Raw genomic sequence first — 16,407 nt, 5'->3', positions numbered from 1 at the left:
CGGACGCGTCCGCACGGACCCCTTTTCATTCGTTTCCGTGTCCGTTTTGGATTGATTCACATCGATCCGGATCGATCTGGGACCGTCGAGGGGGCGCGAGACATGACAGACCAGGACTTCCACCCGGGGCTCACGCCCGGCCACCTGGGTGCGCCGGTGCTGGAGCCGGAGGGCCGTCCGCCGGGCGCGCCCCGCCCGCGCTTCGATGCGCCGGATCCGCGCAGGCGGCGCGACAGACTGGCCTGCGGGCTGACCGCGCTCGCGTTGGTCGCGGTGTTCGGCGGGATCGGGCTGACCGGGTACACCTGGTTGCAGTCGCAGCGCGAACCCCCGTCCGCGGCCGACTTCCCCGGGCCGGGCAGCGGCAGCGTGCAGGTCTCGGTGCCGGAGGGCGCCGGCCTCTCCCAGATCGCGTCCGCGCTGGTCCGCAACGGGGTGGTGGCCAGCTCGCTCGCCTTCGCCCGGGCCGCGAAGGGCAGTGCGGCGGCGGCCGGGCGGATCCAGCCCGGGACGTACACGCTGAAGCAGAAGATGTCGGCCGCGGCGGCGCTGGCGATCCTGATCGATCCGGCCAACGCCAACGGCCTGACCATCCCCGAGGGCTGGCGCGGCCACCAGATCTACGCGGCCATCGACAAGAAGCTGAACCTGCCCGAGGGCACCGCCCTGAAGACCGCCCAGGACCGCGGCGCCGAGCTCGGCCTGCCGGACTTCACCAACGGCAGCCCGGAGGGCTACCTGTTCCCCGCGACGTACAGCGTCACCGAGGACACCACCGCCTTCGACCTGCTGAAGCAGATGGTGGACCGGGCCGGCACGGAGTTCAGCCGGGACGACGCCACCGTGGTCGCCCAGAACCTCGGGCAGAGCGTGTACGGGCTGGTCACCGTGGCCAGCATGGTCCAGGGCGAGGCCGACAACACCGAGGACATGGGCAAGGTGGCCCGGGTCATCTACAACCGGCTGGCCAAGGGCATGCCCCTGCAGCTGGACTCCACCATCAACTACGTGCTCGGCCGTTCGACCCTGAACACCTCGGTGACCGACACCAGACTGGACTCCCCGTACAACACCTACCTGCACCCCGGGCTGCCGCCGAGCCCGATCTCCAACCCCGGGCGGCAGGCGATCATGGCGGCGCTGGACCCGACGCCGGGGGACTGGCTGTACTTCGTCACCGTGAAGCCGGGGGACACCCGCTTCACCGACAGCTTCGACGTGCAGCAACGCAACGTGGCGGAGTTCAACGCCAACCGGGCGGAGACCAAGCCGAGCGTCCCGGCGCCGGGTCCGTCCTCCGACCCAGTGGCGCCGGGTGCGGCGGGGGCACCTTCCGGCACCGGTGCGACGACACCGTGACGGTGTTGTGCGCCGTCGGTGAGATCGCTCACTGACGATGCGTCCGCCCGGGCGGGGGTGGGGCTGCGGTACGGTAACGTCTCCCTCCAGGCGCTGCGCTAGCACGCCGGTTCGAGAATCAGCCGGGACTGCGTCGTCCCGGACGGCCGGTTTGATCCTCCGGCCGTCACCGTCGGTTAAGGGGATCGATGACCGATCTGGGTGGGGGCTACGGCCCCCAGGGCGAGCCGTGGCACCCCGGTGATCCCGGGTACGACGGCCGGCAGCCGGTCCCCGGCCAGCAGGACGGCCAGTGGCAGCAGCACTACCCGCAGCAGGGCCAGGCGGCCCAGCAGCCGTACGGGGACGGGCAGCAGGGGTACGCGCAGCAGCAGATGACGCCGCAGATGCAGCAGCAGATGATGGCGCAGCAGGGCTACCCGCAGCAGCAGGTGCCCCAGCAACAGATGCAGCAGCAGGGCTACCCGCAGCAGGTGCCGCAGCAGGGCTACCCCCAGCAGGGGTACGCGCAGCAGCAGCCGGTGCAGCAGGGCTACCCGCAGCAGCAGATGCCCCAGCAGCAGGCGCCGGTGCAGCAGCAGGGCTACCCGCAGCAGGGTTTCCCCGGCGGCCAGCCGCAGGTGCCGCAGCAGCAGGTCCAGCCGCAGCAGGCAGCGCAGGCGCAGCGGCAGCAGGCCCGGCCGCAGCCGGCCGCGGAGCCCGCTCCGGCCGCCGGCCCCGGCCCGGACGGGATCGACTGGGAGGCCGAGGCCGCCGCGCTGGAAGCCGGTGCCGACCCGGTGGGCGCCGCCCGCGAGGGCGGGACGGACGAGTGGGACGGCCAGGAGGACGGCCGCCACGAGGACGACGGGTACCTCGACGAGCACGCCGAGGCCGGGGAGGCCGGCTTCCTCGGGGAACAGGACGACTCCCGCGAGGCCCAGAAGAAGCGCAAGGAGAAGGGCAAGAAGTCGGGCCGCCGCAACGGCGGCGCCTGCCTGCTGGTCGCGCTGGTGCTGCTCGGCGCCGTGGGCGGGGCCGGCTGGTGGGGCTACGGCTTCTGGCAGGACCACTTCGGCCCCGCGCCGGACTTCACCGGCGAGGGCACCACTCCCGTCCAGGTCGAGGTCAAGAAGGGCGCGGTCGGCGGGCAGATCGGCCTGGCGCTGAAGAACGCCGGCGTGGTCAAGAGCGTCGACGCGTTCTCCGCGGCCTGCAAGGCCGAGCCCAAGTGCAGCACCATCCAGTACGGCTACTACGGGCTGAAGAAGGAGATGTCGGCCGCCGCCGCGCTCAAGGAGCTGCTCGACCAGGCGGGCGGCGCGGCGATCGTGATCCCGGAGGGCAAGAACTCCACCGAGATCTACACCCTGATCGACAGCAAGCTGAAGCTCCAGCCGGGCACCACGGCGGGCGTCGCCAAGGCCCAGGTCAACGACCTCGGCCTGCCGGCGTACGCGCAGGGCAACATCGAGGGCTTCCTCTGGCCGACGCGCTACAACATCGCCGAGGGCATGAAGCCCGAGGACCTGCTCAAGCAGATGGTGAAGAACGCCACCGAGAAGTACGCCGGCCTGGACTCCCAGGCCGCCACGGTGGGGCTGAAGAGCGGCTACGAGGTGCTCATCGAGGCGAGCATCCTCCAGCGCGAGGGCAACAACCCGGAGGACTTCGCCAAGATGGCCAAGACCATCCAGAACCGGCTGGCCGCCGGCGGCGAGATCAACCACCGGCTCGGCATGGACACCACGCTCCAGTACTCGTTGGGCCGCAAGGAGCTCGACAGGAAGGACATGGACGACGCGTCCAACAAGTACAACACCTACATCAACCAGGGCCTGCCGCCCGGTCCGATCTCCAATCCCGGCGACGACGCGCTCAACGCGGTGCTGCACCCGGCGGACGGCAAGTGGCTGTACTTCATCGCGATGTCCCCGACCAGCACCCGGTTCGCCGAGACGAGCAAGGAGCACTACGCCAACGTCAAGGAGTTCTGCCTGGCGGCCGGCAACGGCTTCGACGAGGCGCGTGGCCACTGCACGACCAAGAAGTAGCCCCGGTCGGAAGACAGTTCGCGGAGAGGCAGCGTTGACCAGCAAGCACCGGGCGGCCGTACTCGGCTCGCCGATCGCCCACTCGCTCTCGCCGGACCTGCACCGCGCCGCCTTCGCGGCGCTCGGGCTGGACGGCTGGCGCTACGACCGCTTCGAGGTCGACGAGGCCGGGCTGCCCGGGTTCGTCGCCGCCCTGGACGAGGCCGAGTGGGCCGGGCTGTCGCTCACCATGCCGCTCAAGCGGGCGATCATCCCGCTGCTCGACGAGGTCAGCGCGACGGCCCGCTCGGTGGACGCGGTGAACACCGTGGTGTTCACCGCCGACGGCCGGCGCACCGGGGACAACACCGACGTTCCCGGGCTGGTCAACGCGCTGCGCGAGCGGGGGATCACCGAGGTGCCCGAGGCGGCCGTGCTGGGCGCCGGGGCCACCGCCTCCTCGGCGCTGGCCGCGCTCGCCCAGATCTGCACCGGCGAGGTGACGGTCTACGTGCGCAGCGCCGAGCGGGCCCGGGAGATGGCCGAGCTGGGCGAGCGGCTCGGCGTGGCCGTCCGCACCGCCGACTGGGAGCGCGGCGCGCAGGCGCTGGCCCGGCCGCTGACCGTCTCCACCACGCCGGTCGGCGCGACCGACGTCTTCGCCGACGCGCTGCCCGCCGAGCCGGGCGCGCTGTTCGACGTGCTGTACCACCCGTGGCCGACGGCGCTGGCGGCCGCCTGTGCCGGGCGCGGGGCGACCGTCCTGGGCGGGCTGGACCTCCTGGTGCACCAGGCGGTGCTGCAGAGCGAGGCCTTCACCGGGCGGACGCCCGGGCCGCTGGCGGCGATGCGCGAGGCGGGGGAGAAGGCGCTCGCCAGGCACTGAGCCCTGGCCGCGGACTCCGGCAGCGGACTCCGGCGTCGGGCCGGGTTCCCGGCCGTGGGACCGGGTGCCGGGCCCGCCCTCCGGCGGGTTCCCGGGCCGCTCCCGGCCGGATCGTGGCCGGTTGCCGTCCGTCACGCGGACTGTGCCCCCAGGTGCTGCTGGGGCATGAAAGGATTCAGGTACAAGGCACGCCCGGGCGGGCCCCGGCGGTGCCGAGGTCCGGTCCGCTGATGAAGGAGCTCCGTTGGGTACGTTGCGCTGGCTGACGGCGGGGGAGTCGCACGGCCCCGCACTCGTCGCGACGCTGGAAGGCCTGCCCGCCGGTGTACCGGTCACCACCGACGTGGTGGCCGACGCGCTGGCGCGCCGCCGGCTCGGTTACGGCCGCGGGGCGCGGATGAAGTTCGAGCAGGACGAGGTGACCTTCCTCGGCGGCGTCCGGCACGGTCTGACCATGGGCAGCCCGGTCGCGATCATGGTCGGCAACACCGAGTGGCCGAAGTGGGAGCAGGTCATGTCGGCCGACCCGGTCGACCCCGAGGTGCTGGCGGGCCTGGCCCGCAACGAGGCGCTCACCCGCCCCCGGCCCGGTCACGCCGACCTGGCCGGCATGCAGAAGTACTCGATCGAGGAGGCGCGGCCGATCCTGGAGCGCGCCAGCGCCCGCGAGACGGCCGCCCGGGTCGCGCTGGGCGCCGTCGCCCGCGCGTACCTCCGCGAGGTGGCCGGGATCGAGATCGTCAGCCACGTGGTCGAGCTGGCCGCCGCCAAGGCGCCGGCCGGCCTGCTGCCGCTGCCCTCGGACGAGGCCCGGCTGGACGCCGACCCGGTGCGCTGCCTGGACGCCGACGCCTCGAAGGCGATGGTCGCCGAGATCGACCAGGCCCACAAGGACGGCGACACCCTGGGCGGCGTGGTCGAGGTGCTGGCGTACGGCGTGCCGGTGGGCCTCGGCTCGCACGTCCACTGGGACCGCCGGCTGGACGCGCGGCTGGCCGCCGCGCTGATGGGCATCCAGGCGATCAAGGGCGTCGAGGTCGGCGACGGCTTCGACCTGGCCCGGGTGCCGGGCTCCAAGGCGCACGACGAGATCGTCCCCACCTCCGAGGGCGTCAAGCGCACCTCCGGCCGCTCCGGCGGCACCGAGGGCGGCCTGTCCACCGGCGAGGTGCTGCGGGTGCGCGCCGCGATGAAGCCGATCGCCACCGTGCCGCGGGCGCTGCGGACCCTGGACGTGCGCACCGGCGAGCCGGCCAAGGCGCACCACCAGCGCTCGGACGTCTGCGCGGTGCCGGCCGCGGGCATCGTCGCCGAGGCGATGGTCGCGCTGGTGCTGGCGGACGCGGTGAACGAGAAGTTCGGCGGCGACAACGTCTCCGAGACCCGCCGCAACGTCCAGGGCTACCTCGACAATCTGATCATCCGATAATGAGCGAGCGGAGCGAGCGACCGGAAGAAGGGGCCGCTTGGCGAAGCCGTCGGCCGAGCGAAGCGAGGGCCGGGGGTAATTCGCCCGTCGTCGTGCTGGTCGGCCCGCCCGGCAGCGGCAAGTCCACCGTCGGGCGGGCCCTGGCCGAGCGCCTGGGTGTCGGCTTCCGGGACACCGACGCCGACATCGAGGCGACGGCCGGCAAGCCCATCCCGGAGATCTTCGTCGACGAGGGCGAGCCGCACTTCCGCGCGCTGGAGGCGGCCGCCGTGCGCACGGCCGCCGAGGGGCACGACGGGGTCCTGGCGCTCGGCGGCGGCGCGGTGCTGGCCGAGGCCACCCGTGCGCTGCTGCGCGAGCTGCCGGTGGTCTTCCTGGAGGTCCCGCTGGCCGACGCGGTCAAGCGGGTCGGCCTGGACGCCCCGCGCCCGCTGCTGGCCATCAACCCGCGGGCCCGCTGGCGCGAGCTGATGGAGGCCCGCCGCCCCCTCTACCTGGAGGTGGCCACCGCCGTGGTCGACACCGCCGGGCGCAGCCCGGAGCAGGTCGCGGACGCCGTACTGGAAGCACTGGAGCTGAAGACCCCCCATGACTGACACCACCGTCAGGATCCACGTCGGCGGCAGCGCCGGCCACGACCCGTACGACGTGCTGATCGGGCACCAGCTGCTCGGCGAGCTGGCGCCGCTGATCGGCGCCCGGGCGAAGCGGGTCGCGATCATCCACCCGGAGGCGCTGGCCGCCACCGCCGACGCGATCCGCGAGGACCTGCTCGGCGAGGGCTACGAGGCCATCGCGCTCCAGGTGCCCAACGCCGAGGACGCCAAGAGCGCCGAGGTCGCCGCGTACTGCTGGTCGGTGCTCGGGCAGACCGGCTTCACCCGCAGCGACGTCATCGTCGGCCTCGGCGGCGGCGCCACCACGGACCTGGCCGGCTTCGTCGCCGCCACCTGGCTGCGCGGGGTGCGCTGGATCTCCATGCCCACCACGCTGCTCGGCATGGTCGACGCGGCGGTCGGCGGCAAGACCGGCATCAACATCGCCGAGGGCAAGAACATGGTCGGCGCCTTCCACCCGCCGGTGGGCGTGCTGGCGGACCTCGGCACCCTGGAGACCGTGCCCAGGCACGACTACGTCTCCGGCCTGGCCGAGGTCATCAAGTGCGGCTTCATCGCCGACCCGGCCATCCTCGACCTGATCGAGGCCGACCCGGAGGGCGCCAAGTCGCCGGCGGGGCCGCACACCGTCGAGCTGATCCGCCGGGCCATCCAGGTCAAGGCCGACGTGGTCTCCGGGGACCTCAAGGAGTCCGGTCGGCGCGAGATCCTCAACTACGGCCACACCCTCGGCCACGCCATCGAGCGCAACGAGCGGTACAAGTGGCGGCACGGCGCGGCGATCTCCATCGGCATGGTCTTCGCCGCCGAACTCGGCCGCCTGGCCGGGCGGTTGGACGACGAGACGGCCGACCGGCACCGCACCGTGCTGGCCTCGGTCGGTCTGCCGCTGAGCTACCGGGCGGACGCCTGGCCGAAGCTGCTGGACGCGATGAAGATCGACAAGAAGTCGCGCGGGGACCTGATCCGCTTCATCGTGCTGGACGGCCTGGGCAAGACCTCCGTGCTGGAGGGCCCCGACCCGTCGCTGCTGGTCGCCGCGTACGCGGAGGTCTCCGCGTGACCAGGGTGATGGTCCTCAACGGCCCCAACCTGGGCCGGCTGGGCAGCCGCGAGCCGGACGTCTACGGTGCCACCTCGTACGCCGGGCTGGTCGAGCGCTGCACCGCGCTGGGCAAGGAGTTCGGCTTCGAGGTCGAGGTGCACGAGACCAACTCCGAGCAGCAGATGGTGGAGTGGCTGCACGAGGCGGCGGACGGCCGGGTACCGGTGGTGATCAACCCCGGTGCGTTCACGCACTACTCGTACGCGATGCGGGACGCCGCGGCGCAGCGCACCGCGCCGCTGATCGAGGTGCACATCTCCAACCCGTACGCCCGGGAGACCTTCCGGCACACCTCGGTGATCGCCGCGGTGGCCTCCGGCACCATCGCCGGATTCGGGCTGGGCTCCTACGAGCTGGCACTGCGCGCGCTGGCCGAGCAGCTCACCACCCGCTGAGGGTACGGGCGGTGGCCCGGCGGCGGACTGTGCCCGCCGCCGGGCCGCCGTGTAGTGTCCCCGCTGAGAGGTGTCGGGAGGTGCCGTGACGCAGTACGCCGGAGGTGGGCAGGTCCCGCCGCGTCCTGTCGGTCCGCCGGTGCCGCCGGGGGGCGGTACACGGGGGACGTCCCCGGGGGCGCCGGTCTCCCCTCCGTCCTCTCCGTCCCCTCCGCCGGTCCGCCCGGCGCCCGCTGCCCCCGCCGCTCCCGGACCCACCGGCCCCGGACCCACCGGCCCCGGGCCCGCCGCTCGTCGGGCTCCGGTCCCCGCGGCCGCTCCGGCGCCGAGCGCGCCGGTGCCCGCCGGGGGTACCGGGCACTTCGTGCTGCCGTCCGGCGCGCCCGTCCAGCTGCCCACCGGCCCGCCGCAGCACCACGCGCCCACCGGGCCGATCGCCGTCCTGCTGATCGGACCGGCCGGGGCCGGCAAGACCACCGTCGCCCGCCACTGGGCCGAGCGGCGGCCCACCCCGACCGCGCACATCAGCCTGGACGACGTCCGCGAGTGGGTGCAGTCCGGCTTCGCCAACCCGCAGGCCGGCTGGAACAACTCCGCCGAGGCCCAGTACCGGCTGGCCCGTCGCACCTGCGGCTTCGCCTGCCGCAACTACCTGGCCAACGGCATCTCCTGCATCATCGACGACGCCGTCTTCCCGGACCGCCCGGCGATCGGCCTCGGCGGCTGGAAGCGGCACATCGGCCCCGGCATGATCCCGGTCGTGCTGCTGCCCAGCCTGGACTCGGTGCTGCGCCGCAACGCCCGGCGCAGCGGCAACCGCCGCCTCGGGGACGAGGAGGTGGCCCGCATCCACGGGCGGATGGCCGGCTGGTACAACTCCGGGCTGCCGATCATCGACAACTCCTACCTGGACGTCGCCGGGACGGCCGCCGAGCTGGACCGCGTCATCCTGGCCCGGCTGATGGGCATTCCGGTCCGCTGACCTGCGGCGTCGCGGAGCTGTCGGAGCCGGCTGCGATGATGGACGGGTCCAGTCGAAGCGCCCGGAGGAGCTGACGCCCGTGCCCGAAGGCCACATCATCCACCGCCTCGCCGCCGAGAACCGGAAGGCCTTCGGAGGCCGCCCGGTGCGGGTCTCCAGCCCGCAGGGCCGGTTCGCCGACGAGGCCAAGGTGATCGACGGGCAGCTGCTCAGCGGTGCGGAGGCCACCGGCAAGCACCTCTTCCTCGGCTTCGAGGAGGGCGCCTGGGTGCACGTCCACCTCGGCCTCTACGGCGGCTTCACCTTCGGCACCGGCCCGGCGCCCGCGCCGGTCGGGCTGGTCCGGCTGCGGCTGGAGAACGAGGACGGCTACGCCGACCTGCGCGGTCCCAACACCTGTGCGCTCGTCACCGAGGACCAGAAGGCCGCCGTCGCCGCCCGACTGGGCCCCGACCCGCTGCGTGCCGACGCAGACCCGGAGGCCGCCTGGCGCCGGATATCGGGCAGCCGGACGACCGTCGCCGCGCTGCTGATGGACCAGAAGGTGCTGGCCGGGGTGGGCAACGTCTACCGGGCCGAGGTGCTGTTCCGCCACGGTATCGACCCGCACCGGGCCGGGCGCGACCTCACCCGCCGGGAGTGGGACGTGATCTGGGCCGACCTGGTCGCCCTGATGCGCGAGGGCGTCACCGCCGGCCGGATCGACACCGTCCGTCCCGAGCACACTCCCGAGGCGATGGGCCGCCCGCCCCGGGTCGACGACCACGGCGGCGAGGTGTACGTCTACCGGCGGGCCGCCATGCCCTGCCTGGTCTGCGGCACCGACGTGCGGACGGAGGAGCACGCCGCCCGCAACCTCTTCTGGTGTCCGACCTGCCAGGCGGTGTGAGCGGGGCCCGGCCCCGTGTCGTGGGCAGCCCTCTGACCTGCGACGATGGACGCCGTGCGCGCCGAGCCGCGTGCCCCTGTCCGCACTGCCACGTGTGAACGTGGAGCGAAAGGAAGTCCCATGATCTTCATTACGGTCAAGTTCCCGGTCCGCCCCGAGCGCGCCGACGACTGGCTGAGCCTGGTCGACGAGTTCACCCGGGCCACCCGCCGCGAGCCCGGCAACCTCTTCTTCGAGTGGTCCCGCAGCGTCGACGACCCCAACGAGTTCGTCCTGGTCGAGGCGTTCCGCGACGGCGACGCGGGCAAGGAGCACGTGGAGTCCGCGCACTTCGCCAAGGCCATGGAGGAACTGTCGTACGCGGTGTCCGCCAAGCCGCGGATCGTTTCGACCGAGATCCCCGGCCTGGACGGCTGGGCGGAGATGGGCGAGATCACTCCCCGGTGACACCCGAGGGCCCCTCCGGCCGGGTGCCCAGCCCGTAGGCTGGGGCCGACCGGCCGGAGGGAGCAGGCGGATGGAACGGCACGAGGTGGCCAACACCGTGTCAGGTGCCACGGTGGGCGGCCATGTGGTGCAGGCCCGGGACATCGGATCGGTGCACTTCCACGATCGGGAGCCGCTGCCGAGGCCGCATCAGATCCGGCCTCCGCACGGTCCCTTCGTCAACCGGGAGCCGGAACTCGCCGCGCTCACCGAGGCCTTGGGCCGGGTCGGGGAGGGCGGACTCGGGGTCGTGGTGTTCACCGGCCTCGGTGGGGTCGGGAAGACCGAGCTGATCGCCAAGTTCACCGAGGACCATCGGGAGCACTTCCCGGGCGGGGACCTCTACGCCGACCTGGAGGCCTACCGGCACCAGGGCGGGGTGGACCTCCCCGAGTTGCTGGCCGGCTTCCTCCGGGCCCTCGGCACCGAGCCGCCGGCGGTGGAGGCCGAGCGGTTCACGGCCTTCCGCACCGCCACCGCCGAGCGCCGGTGCCTGTTCTTCCTGGACAACGTCGAGCACGCCGCGGAGGTGCGCGCACTGCTCCCGTTCAGCGGGCTGGTGGTGGTCGCGAGCCGGCGGCGGTTGCCCGCGCTGCGGACGGACGGCGCCGAGGTGCGCCGGCTCGGGCCGCTGAGCGCGACGGCGGGCGCCGAACTGGTGCGCGGCTGGGTGGGCTCCGGGCGGGGCACCGACGGGGAACTGGCGGAACTGGTCGAGCTGTGCGGCGGGCTGCCGCTCGCGCTGAACGCGGTAGGGAGCCAGCTGCTGGACCGGGACAGCCTGCCGGTCGGCCGGGTGGTGGCCGAACTCCACGGCCGGGAGGGCGGGTTGGCGGTGCTGGAGGACGAGGAGAACGATCTCGGCGCGACGTACGACCTGGTCTACGAGCGGCTGTCGGCACAGGGGCGGGCGCTCTACCACCTGATCGGCGTGCACCCCGGCCCCTTCGTGTCCGCCGAACTGGCACGTGCGGTCGGTGTCGAGCGGGCCGAGCGGGCGATCAAGGAGCTGCGTGGCGTTCACCTGCTGGACGAGGTGGTGGACGACGACGACCGCGAGAACCGCTTCCGGGCCCACGACGTGGTGCGGCTGCACGCCTACGGTCGGACACGGGAGCTGTCCGACCGCGGGGGACTCCTCGCCGGTGTCGTCGCGTACTACCGGGGCCGGGCGTCGGTCGCCGACCGCGCGATGGCCAGGAGGCGCCTCCGTCTGCAGGACCGGAGCGGCGACGACCTGCCCGGCTTCCCCTCCGGGACCGCGGCCCTGGAGTGGTTGTACGCCGAGCGCGCCAACTTCCGTGCGGTGGTGGAGGAAGCGGCTGCACAGGGGTGGCACGGCGAGGTGTGGCGGCTCTGCGAGTCGCTCTGGCTGCTCTACCACGGCCGGAAGCTCTACCAGGACTGGATCGCGACCCACCGGCTCGGCATCGAGTCGGCCCAGTGGGACAACCGGCCGGACGCCGTGGTCCGGATGCGCAACCAGCTCGCCCGCGCCCACCACGAGCGCAAGGAGTACCGGCTCGCCGCCGAGCAGCTGGCGCTCGCCACGGAGCAGGTGCCGCTGGTGACCGACCGTCAGGTGATCGGGGTGCTCTACGAGACCGACGGCCTGCTCTGCCTGGCCGACGGCCGCCCGGGCGACGCGGTGGAGCGGTTCACGCTGGCCCTGGCGGAGAACCGGGGCGACGACCACGGCGAGATCGTCCAGAGCTACAACCTGGCGCAGGCGCTGATCGCCGACGGGCGCGCCGAGGAGGCGCTGACCGTGCTGACCGGGGCCACCGGGCGGGCCGTGGCCACCGGGGACGACGACATGCTGATGAAACTGCCGCTGGTCCGCGCCCGCGCCCACCGGGCGCTCGGGCAGCTGGACCTCGCCGTCGCCCACGCAGAGGACTGTGCCCGGCAGGCCGAGAGGCGGAGCCAGTACGCGAAGGAGGCGCAGGCGCACACCCTGCTCCTCGCCCTCGCCGAGGAGCTGGACGACGAGGGGCTGGCCGAGCACAGCCGCGAGCGGCTGCGGCAGCTGTCGGCTTAGGGCCCCGTCCGGAAGGACACCCGGGTGTGGTGCCGTCCGGTGCGGACGGTGAGCCCGTGCTCGGGCAGGCCGGCCGGGTCACCGCCGTCGGCGAGCCAGCAGGCCACGGCGGAGCCGAGCAGCAGCGGGTCGATGCCGGGGTCGGGGCAGCCCCACTCCCGTTCGGCGCGGGCCTCCAACAGCAGGCCGGTGCGCAGCCGGAGCAGATGGCGGGCCGGGCCGAGGGCGGCCACCGCGACGGCGAGGCCGGGGAGTTCGGCGACGGTGTCGGCGAGCCAGCGGGTGGCGGGGCGTTCGGCGTGCACCTCGGTGCGGGCGAGGACCTCGGCGGTGTAGCGCAGGGCGTCGCCCGGGTGTTCGTCGGTCAGGGCGTGGAAGCCGCGCGGGGTGTGGTCGTTCGGGTCGAAGGGGTAGCGCCGGAGGCTGACGTCCGTGCCCTTGCTCGTGCCCTCGACGTCGTACGCGGTGGGCCCCTCGGTGGCCGCGGGGCATGGGACGGGCTTGGGGTAGGGCAGGAGGGCCGGTTCGTCCCGGGGTTCGTCCAGTCCTTCCAGGAAGGAGTAGAGCAGCGGGCGCAGCAGCCGGGCGGACTCGCCGCGGTGGGCGAGCGATCGGCCGGTGATGCCGCTCAGGTCGGCCGGGTCCTGGGCCAGGACCAGTTCGAGTTGGGCGGCGAGGTCCCCGTCCGGGTCGAGGACGGGTGCGGCCTGGCCGAAGGCGTAGCTGGGGGAGCGCGGGTCGAGTTCGGCGGCGCCGGTGGCGACGAGCACGGTGCGGTGGTCCAGGGCGGCGCCGTAGACGGTGACCGAGCCGTGGTCGCCGATCACGCAGTCGGCGGCGACGAGTGCGGCCTGCCAGCCCTGGTGGGGCGGGATCAGGCGCAGGCCCATCCGGCGGGCGTCGTCGAGCAGCGCCTCGGGGTCGTGGCGGCTCCACACGTTGGGGTGCAGGACGACGGCCACCGTGTACTCGTCGGCGGGCAGTTGGCGGACCAGCCGCTGGGGCAGGTCGGGACGGCTGCCGAATAACGAGTGCTCGCTCCAGGTGGAGCTGACGACGACGAGCCGTCGGTCGCCGGTGGCGCCGAGCGCGGCGCGGTAGCCGTCGCGGGAGCGCCGGCTGCCGAGCATCCGGTCGAAGCACGGGTCGCCGACCACCTTGGCGACGTCGAGCGCCTCGGGGCAGGAGATCCGCAGCCGGTCCAGCTGTTCGGGGTGGGAGAGGCCGAGGACGTCCACGAACACCCGTCCGCGGTGGGTGAGTTCGTTGCGGGACAGGCCGGCGGCGCTGATCGTGTCGCCGGTGGACTCGGTGACCAGGCGGTTGTAGCCGGCGCCGTGCGGGAGGACGACGAGGCGGGCGTCCAGGCGGTGCATGGAGGAGTGGACGGCGCAGGCGACGGCCAGGTCGAAGTGGCGGCGGACGGCGTCCTCCCAGTCCAGCACGGTGAAGCCGGGCAGGCCGTGGAGGTACTCGTCCAGGGCGCGGTCGGCGAAGGCGGAACCGGGGTTGACGGTGAAGTAGAGGTCGATGCCGTGCGGGCCCAGCAGGGAGAGGACGTCCAGGACCCGGGTGGCGGAGGTGAGGGTGCGGGCGACCGCCAGCACGCGGGCCTTGACCGGGTCGGTGTTCCAGCGGTCGGCGGGCCAGGCGTGGGGGTGGGACGGCACACCATGATCGTACTGGCAGGGGCGGCCTCCGGCGCGCCGCGCCCTTCCCGGGAATCGGCCGGCCCGAGGGGGAGTCAGCCCGCGGCCGCGCTGGGTTCGTGGTGCTCGGCGGCGGCGCACTCGTCCAGGAGGGGGCGCATGGCGTCGTCCACGAGCCGGTAGCGCACCACTCGTCCGTCTCGGTCGCCGGTGACCACGCCGGCCGTGCGGAGCAGCCGCAGGGCCTGGGAGACGGCGGGGTCGCGCATGCCGGTGGCGACCGCGAGGTCGGTGACGGCGAGCGGGCCGGCCCGGTGGAGGGCCAGCAGCAGGGCGAGCCGCCCGGGGTCGGCGAGCAGGGAGAACCGCTCGGCCCAGGACCGGACGTGCGCGGGGTCGCCGATCGCGGCGATGGCCTCGCAGACCCGGTGCCCGTCGATGGTGCGGTGGCCCGCGCGGTCGGCCGGTACGAGATGCATGCGGACATTCTTGCAGGCGGATCCCTGTGATCCTGGACACCTGCGCAGGTGCGCAGCCTTGCACGGGTCGGGCCCGGCCCCTACGGTGTAGCCCGCCGTGGTGCTCGGGAAGACCGGTGACGGACCCTCAGGGGTCCCAGCCCGGAGCGGCCCTCGCCACTGTGATCGGGTCGTTCCTCCGCCTGCGGAGGAACGTCGGCCGTACCCACGGAGCCACTGGGCGCCTCGCGCGCCTGGGAAGGCGGGTACGGGCGTCCCGTAAGCCAGGAGACCGGCCACGGCATCTCACGAGGTTTTCCACGAGGTGCTGGAGCGTGATCTGCAGATGACCCTGCCCGAAACCGTTGCCGCCGGGGCGAAGACGGCCCCTTCCGTCCTGCCCGCCTTCAGATGGCGGCGCGAGGACACCGTCCGTACGGCCGGGTTGATGACGGTGATCCTGGCCATGCACGTGGTGGCCTTCGGAACGCTGATCTTCCTGGTCGCACCCGAGAAGTACGCGGTCGGCACCCAGGTCTTCGGGGTGGGCCTGGGCATCACCGCGTACACCCTCGGCATGCGGCACGCCTTCGACGCCGACCACATCGCGGTGATCGACAACACCACCCGCAAGCTGATGGCGGACGGCAAGCGGCCGGTCTCGGTGGGCTTCTGGTTCGCCCTCGGGCACTCCTCGATGGTGGTGCTGATGGCCGCCCTGGTGGCGGGCGGCGCGCAGTTGGCGAACACGCTGATGGACGACGAGTCGACCACCCACAAGTGGCTCGGGATGGTCGGCACGACGGCCTCCGGCGCGTTCCTCTACCTGATCGGCGCGCTCAACCTGGCGGCGCTGCTCGGCATCCTCAAGGTGTTCCGGGCGATGCGGGCCGGGCGGTTCGACGAGGAGGAGCTGGAGGCGCACCTCGACTCGCGCGGCTTCATGGCCCGGGTGCTGAACCGAGCGACCCGTTCGATCACCCGGCCGGGGCAGATGTTCCCGGTGGGCATGGTGCTGGGCCTGGGCTTCGACACCGCGACCGAGGTCACCCTGATGGTGATGGCCGGCTCGGGTGCGGCCTCCGGCCTGCCCTGGTACGCGATCGTCTGCCTGCCGCTGCTGTTCGCGGCCGGGATGAGCCTGTTCGACACCCTGGACGGGACGTTCATGAACTTCGCGTACCAGTGGGCCTTCGCCAACCCGGTCCGGAAGGTGTACTACAACCTGACCATCACTGGTCTGTCGATCGCGGTGGCCTTCATCATCGGCACCATCGAGCTGGTCGGGGTGCTGCACGAGAAGCTCGATCTGACCGACCCGGTCTCCGGGTTCATCGCGGACATCTCGCTGGACAACGTCGGCTACGCCATCGCCGGGCTGTTCGTGGTGGTCTGGGCGATCGCGATCGGGTACTGGAAGCTCGCCCGGGTCGAGCAGCGCTGGACGCCCGAGAACTCGTGACTCAGGCGGCCGCGAGCAGCAGCGTGCCCGCGACGGCGAGCTGACCCTGGTCCACGACGGTGCGGACCATCCGGTGCCGGCCGGCGGCACGGTCTCCTTCGACGCCTCGTACGCGCACGTCTACCGCAATACGGGGGAGCGGGTGCTGCGGCTGACCATGGTGGTCTCCGTCCCGCCGCCGCGCTGAGCCGTCGAGCGGACGGAACGGCGCCTCCCCGGGCTCGGGGAGGCGCCGTTCGTGTGTGCGGGGTCAGCGCTCCTCACGGAAGTCGACGTGCCGGCCGGCCGCCGGGTCGTACTTGCGCAGGACCATCCGGTCCGGGTCGTTGCGGCGGTTCTTGCGGGTCACGTACGTGAAGCCGGTGCCGGCGGTGGAGCGGAGCTTGATCACCGGGCGCAGTTCGCTGCGGGCCATCGGGCGTCCTCCTGGGGTCCGGGGTGCCGGGTCTCGTGCGTCGGGCCGGGACCGTACACCGAAATGGAAGCCATTTTCGTGCATTCCAACGCGAGCCCGGCCCTGCCCATTCCCGGACGCCAGGAAGCGTCCATGTCCGCCCACCGGCTGCCGGCCCGGCTTCGGCAGCACGATCCCGCACCGCCGCGGGGCCCGTTCGACCCGGACGAGTGGTGAACGAGT

15 protein-coding genes, 1 pseudogene and 1 riboswitch are annotated in these 16,407 nt (G+C 73.1%); of the genes and pseudogenes, 13 read left to right on the top strand and 3 right to left on the bottom strand.

Annotated elements, in window-relative coordinates:
- The first annotated feature begins 102 nt into the window (after positions 1-102).
- From mltG (AB0O11_RS12825) to AB0O11_RS12775, 11 genes are all read left to right on the top strand, one after another.
- Positions 103-1,359 (top strand): endolytic transglycosylase MltG, encoded by a 1,257-nt coding sequence (mltG, locus tag AB0O11_RS12825; protein ID WP_363385049.1) that lies wholly within the window; start codon positions 103-105, stop codon positions 1,357-1,359.
- 188 nt (positions 1,360-1,547) lie between these two features.
- Positions 1,548-3,392 (top strand): endolytic transglycosylase MltG, encoded by a 1,845-nt coding sequence (gene mltG, locus AB0O11_RS12820; protein WP_363385046.1) that lies wholly within the window; start codon positions 1,548-1,550, stop codon positions 3,390-3,392.
- Positions 3,393-3,426: 34 nt separating this feature from the next.
- Positions 3,427-4,257, top strand: coding sequence for a shikimate dehydrogenase (locus AB0O11_RS12815; RefSeq protein ID WP_363385043.1), 831 nt, complete (start codon positions 3,427-3,429; stop codon positions 4,255-4,257).
- A 244-nt stretch (positions 4,258-4,501) separates the two neighbouring features.
- The gene (gene aroC / locus AB0O11_RS12810) at positions 4,502-5,686 is read left to right on the top strand and encodes a chorismate synthase (RefSeq protein ID WP_363385040.1); all 1,185 of its coding nucleotides are present in this window, start codon (positions 4,502-4,504) and stop codon (positions 5,684-5,686) included.
- Between the two features lie 92 nt (positions 5,687-5,778).
- Positions 5,779-6,282 carry a shikimate kinase gene (locus AB0O11_RS12805; protein WP_363385037.1) on the top strand — a complete coding sequence of 168 codons (504 nt, stop codon included), beginning with the start codon at positions 5,779-5,781 and terminating at the stop codon, positions 6,280-6,282.
- On the top strand, positions 6,275-7,366 hold the full coding sequence (gene aroB / locus AB0O11_RS12800) for a 3-dehydroquinate synthase (protein ID WP_224284020.1): 1,092 nt from the start codon (positions 6,275-6,277) through the stop codon (positions 7,364-7,366). The genes AB0O11_RS12805 and aroB overlap by 8 nt, the downstream gene beginning before the upstream one ends.
- An 8-nt stretch (positions 7,367-7,374) precedes the next feature.
- Complete coding sequence (aroQ, locus tag AB0O11_RS12795) at positions 7,375-7,803, top strand: type II 3-dehydroquinate dehydratase (RefSeq protein ID WP_224284021.1); 429 nt, start codon at positions 7,375-7,377, stop codon at positions 7,801-7,803.
- Between the two features lie 139 nt (positions 7,804-7,942).
- Entirely contained in the window at positions 7,943-8,785 is an 843-nt protein-coding gene (locus AB0O11_RS12790) for an AAA family ATPase (RefSeq protein ID WP_363385499.1), read from the top strand.
- 79 nt (positions 8,786-8,864) lie between these two features.
- Positions 8,865-9,674 (top strand): DNA-formamidopyrimidine glycosylase family protein, encoded by an 810-nt coding sequence (locus AB0O11_RS12785; RefSeq protein ID WP_363385033.1) that lies wholly within the window; start codon positions 8,865-8,867, stop codon positions 9,672-9,674.
- A gap of 120 nt (positions 9,675-9,794) precedes the next feature.
- On the top strand, positions 9,795-10,121 hold the full coding sequence (locus AB0O11_RS12780) for a putative quinol monooxygenase (RefSeq protein WP_363385030.1): 327 nt from the start codon (positions 9,795-9,797) through the stop codon (positions 10,119-10,121).
- Between the two features lie 70 nt (positions 10,122-10,191).
- Positions 10,192-12,201 (top strand): AAA family ATPase, encoded by a 2,010-nt coding sequence (locus AB0O11_RS12775; protein ID WP_363385027.1) that lies wholly within the window; start codon positions 10,192-10,194, stop codon positions 12,199-12,201.
- Here AB0O11_RS12775 and AB0O11_RS12770 read toward each other — a convergent pair.
- Complete coding sequence (locus tag AB0O11_RS12770; RefSeq protein WP_363385024.1) at positions 12,198-13,871, bottom strand: hypothetical protein; 1,674 nt, start codon at positions 13,869-13,871, stop codon at positions 12,198-12,200. The two genes, AB0O11_RS12775 and AB0O11_RS12770, sit on opposite strands and share 4 nt — an antisense overlap.
- 74 nt (positions 13,872-13,945) lie before the next feature.
- On the bottom strand, positions 13,946-14,329 hold the full coding sequence (locus AB0O11_RS12765) for a metalloregulator ArsR/SmtB family transcription factor (RefSeq protein WP_363385021.1): 384 nt from the start codon (positions 14,327-14,329) through the stop codon (positions 13,946-13,948).
- 81 nt (positions 14,330-14,410) lie between these two features.
- Positions 14,411-14,624: riboswitch (cobalamin riboswitch) on the top strand.
- Positions 14,625-14,654: 30 nt separating this feature from the next.
- Here AB0O11_RS12765 and AB0O11_RS12760 point away from each other — a divergent pair.
- The gene (locus AB0O11_RS12760) at positions 14,655-15,770 is read left to right on the top strand and encodes a HoxN/HupN/NixA family nickel/cobalt transporter (RefSeq protein WP_363385496.1); all 1,116 of its coding nucleotides are present in this window, start codon (positions 14,655-14,657) and stop codon (positions 15,768-15,770) included.
- 31 nt (positions 15,771-15,801) lie between these two features.
- A pseudogene (locus AB0O11_RS12755) lies at positions 15,802-15,957 on the top strand (cupin domain-containing protein); the annotation flags it as partial.
- 63 nt (positions 15,958-16,020) lie between these two features.
- Here AB0O11_RS12755 and rpmG read toward each other — a convergent pair.
- The gene (gene rpmG, locus AB0O11_RS12750) at positions 16,021-16,185 is read right to left on the bottom strand and encodes a 50S ribosomal protein L33 (protein ID WP_030056206.1); all 165 of its coding nucleotides are present in this window, start codon (positions 16,183-16,185) and stop codon (positions 16,021-16,023) included.
- Positions 16,186-16,407 lie beyond the last annotated feature (222 nt).

Origin of the sequence: Kitasatospora sp. NPDC093102, assembly GCF_040683915.1 — a bacterium.
In the GTDB taxonomy this organism is placed as follows: domain Bacteria; phylum Actinomycetota; class Actinomycetes; order Streptomycetales; family Streptomycetaceae; genus Kitasatospora.
This window is presented reverse-complemented; position numbering and strand designations above follow the sequence as displayed.

Coding starts and splice junctions, on each gene's coding strand:
- AB0O11_RS12765 (WP_363385021.1), bottom strand. CDS start 14,329: ATGCATCTCGTACCGGCCGACCGCGCGGGCCACCGCACCATCGACGGG.
- rpmG (WP_030056206.1), bottom strand. CDS start 16,185: ATGGCCCGCAGCGAACTGCGCCCGGTGATCAAGCTCCGCTCCACCGCC.
- aroB (WP_224284020.1), top strand. CDS start 6,275: ATGACTGACACCACCGTCAGGATCCACGTCGGCGGCAGCGCCGGCCAC.
- mltG (WP_363385046.1), top strand. CDS start 1,548: ATGACCGATCTGGGTGGGGGCTACGGCCCCCAGGGCGAGCCGTGGCAC.
- AB0O11_RS12760 (WP_363385496.1), top strand. CDS start 14,655: ATGACCCTGCCCGAAACCGTTGCCGCCGGGGCGAAGACGGCCCCTTCC.
- mltG (WP_363385049.1), top strand. CDS start 103: ATGACAGACCAGGACTTCCACCCGGGGCTCACGCCCGGCCACCTGGGT.
- AB0O11_RS12775 (WP_363385027.1), top strand. CDS start 10,192: ATGGAACGGCACGAGGTGGCCAACACCGTGTCAGGTGCCACGGTGGGC.
- AB0O11_RS12780 (WP_363385030.1), top strand. CDS start 9,795: ATGATCTTCATTACGGTCAAGTTCCCGGTCCGCCCCGAGCGCGCCGAC.
- aroQ (WP_224284021.1), top strand. CDS start 7,375: ATGGTCCTCAACGGCCCCAACCTGGGCCGGCTGGGCAGCCGCGAGCCG.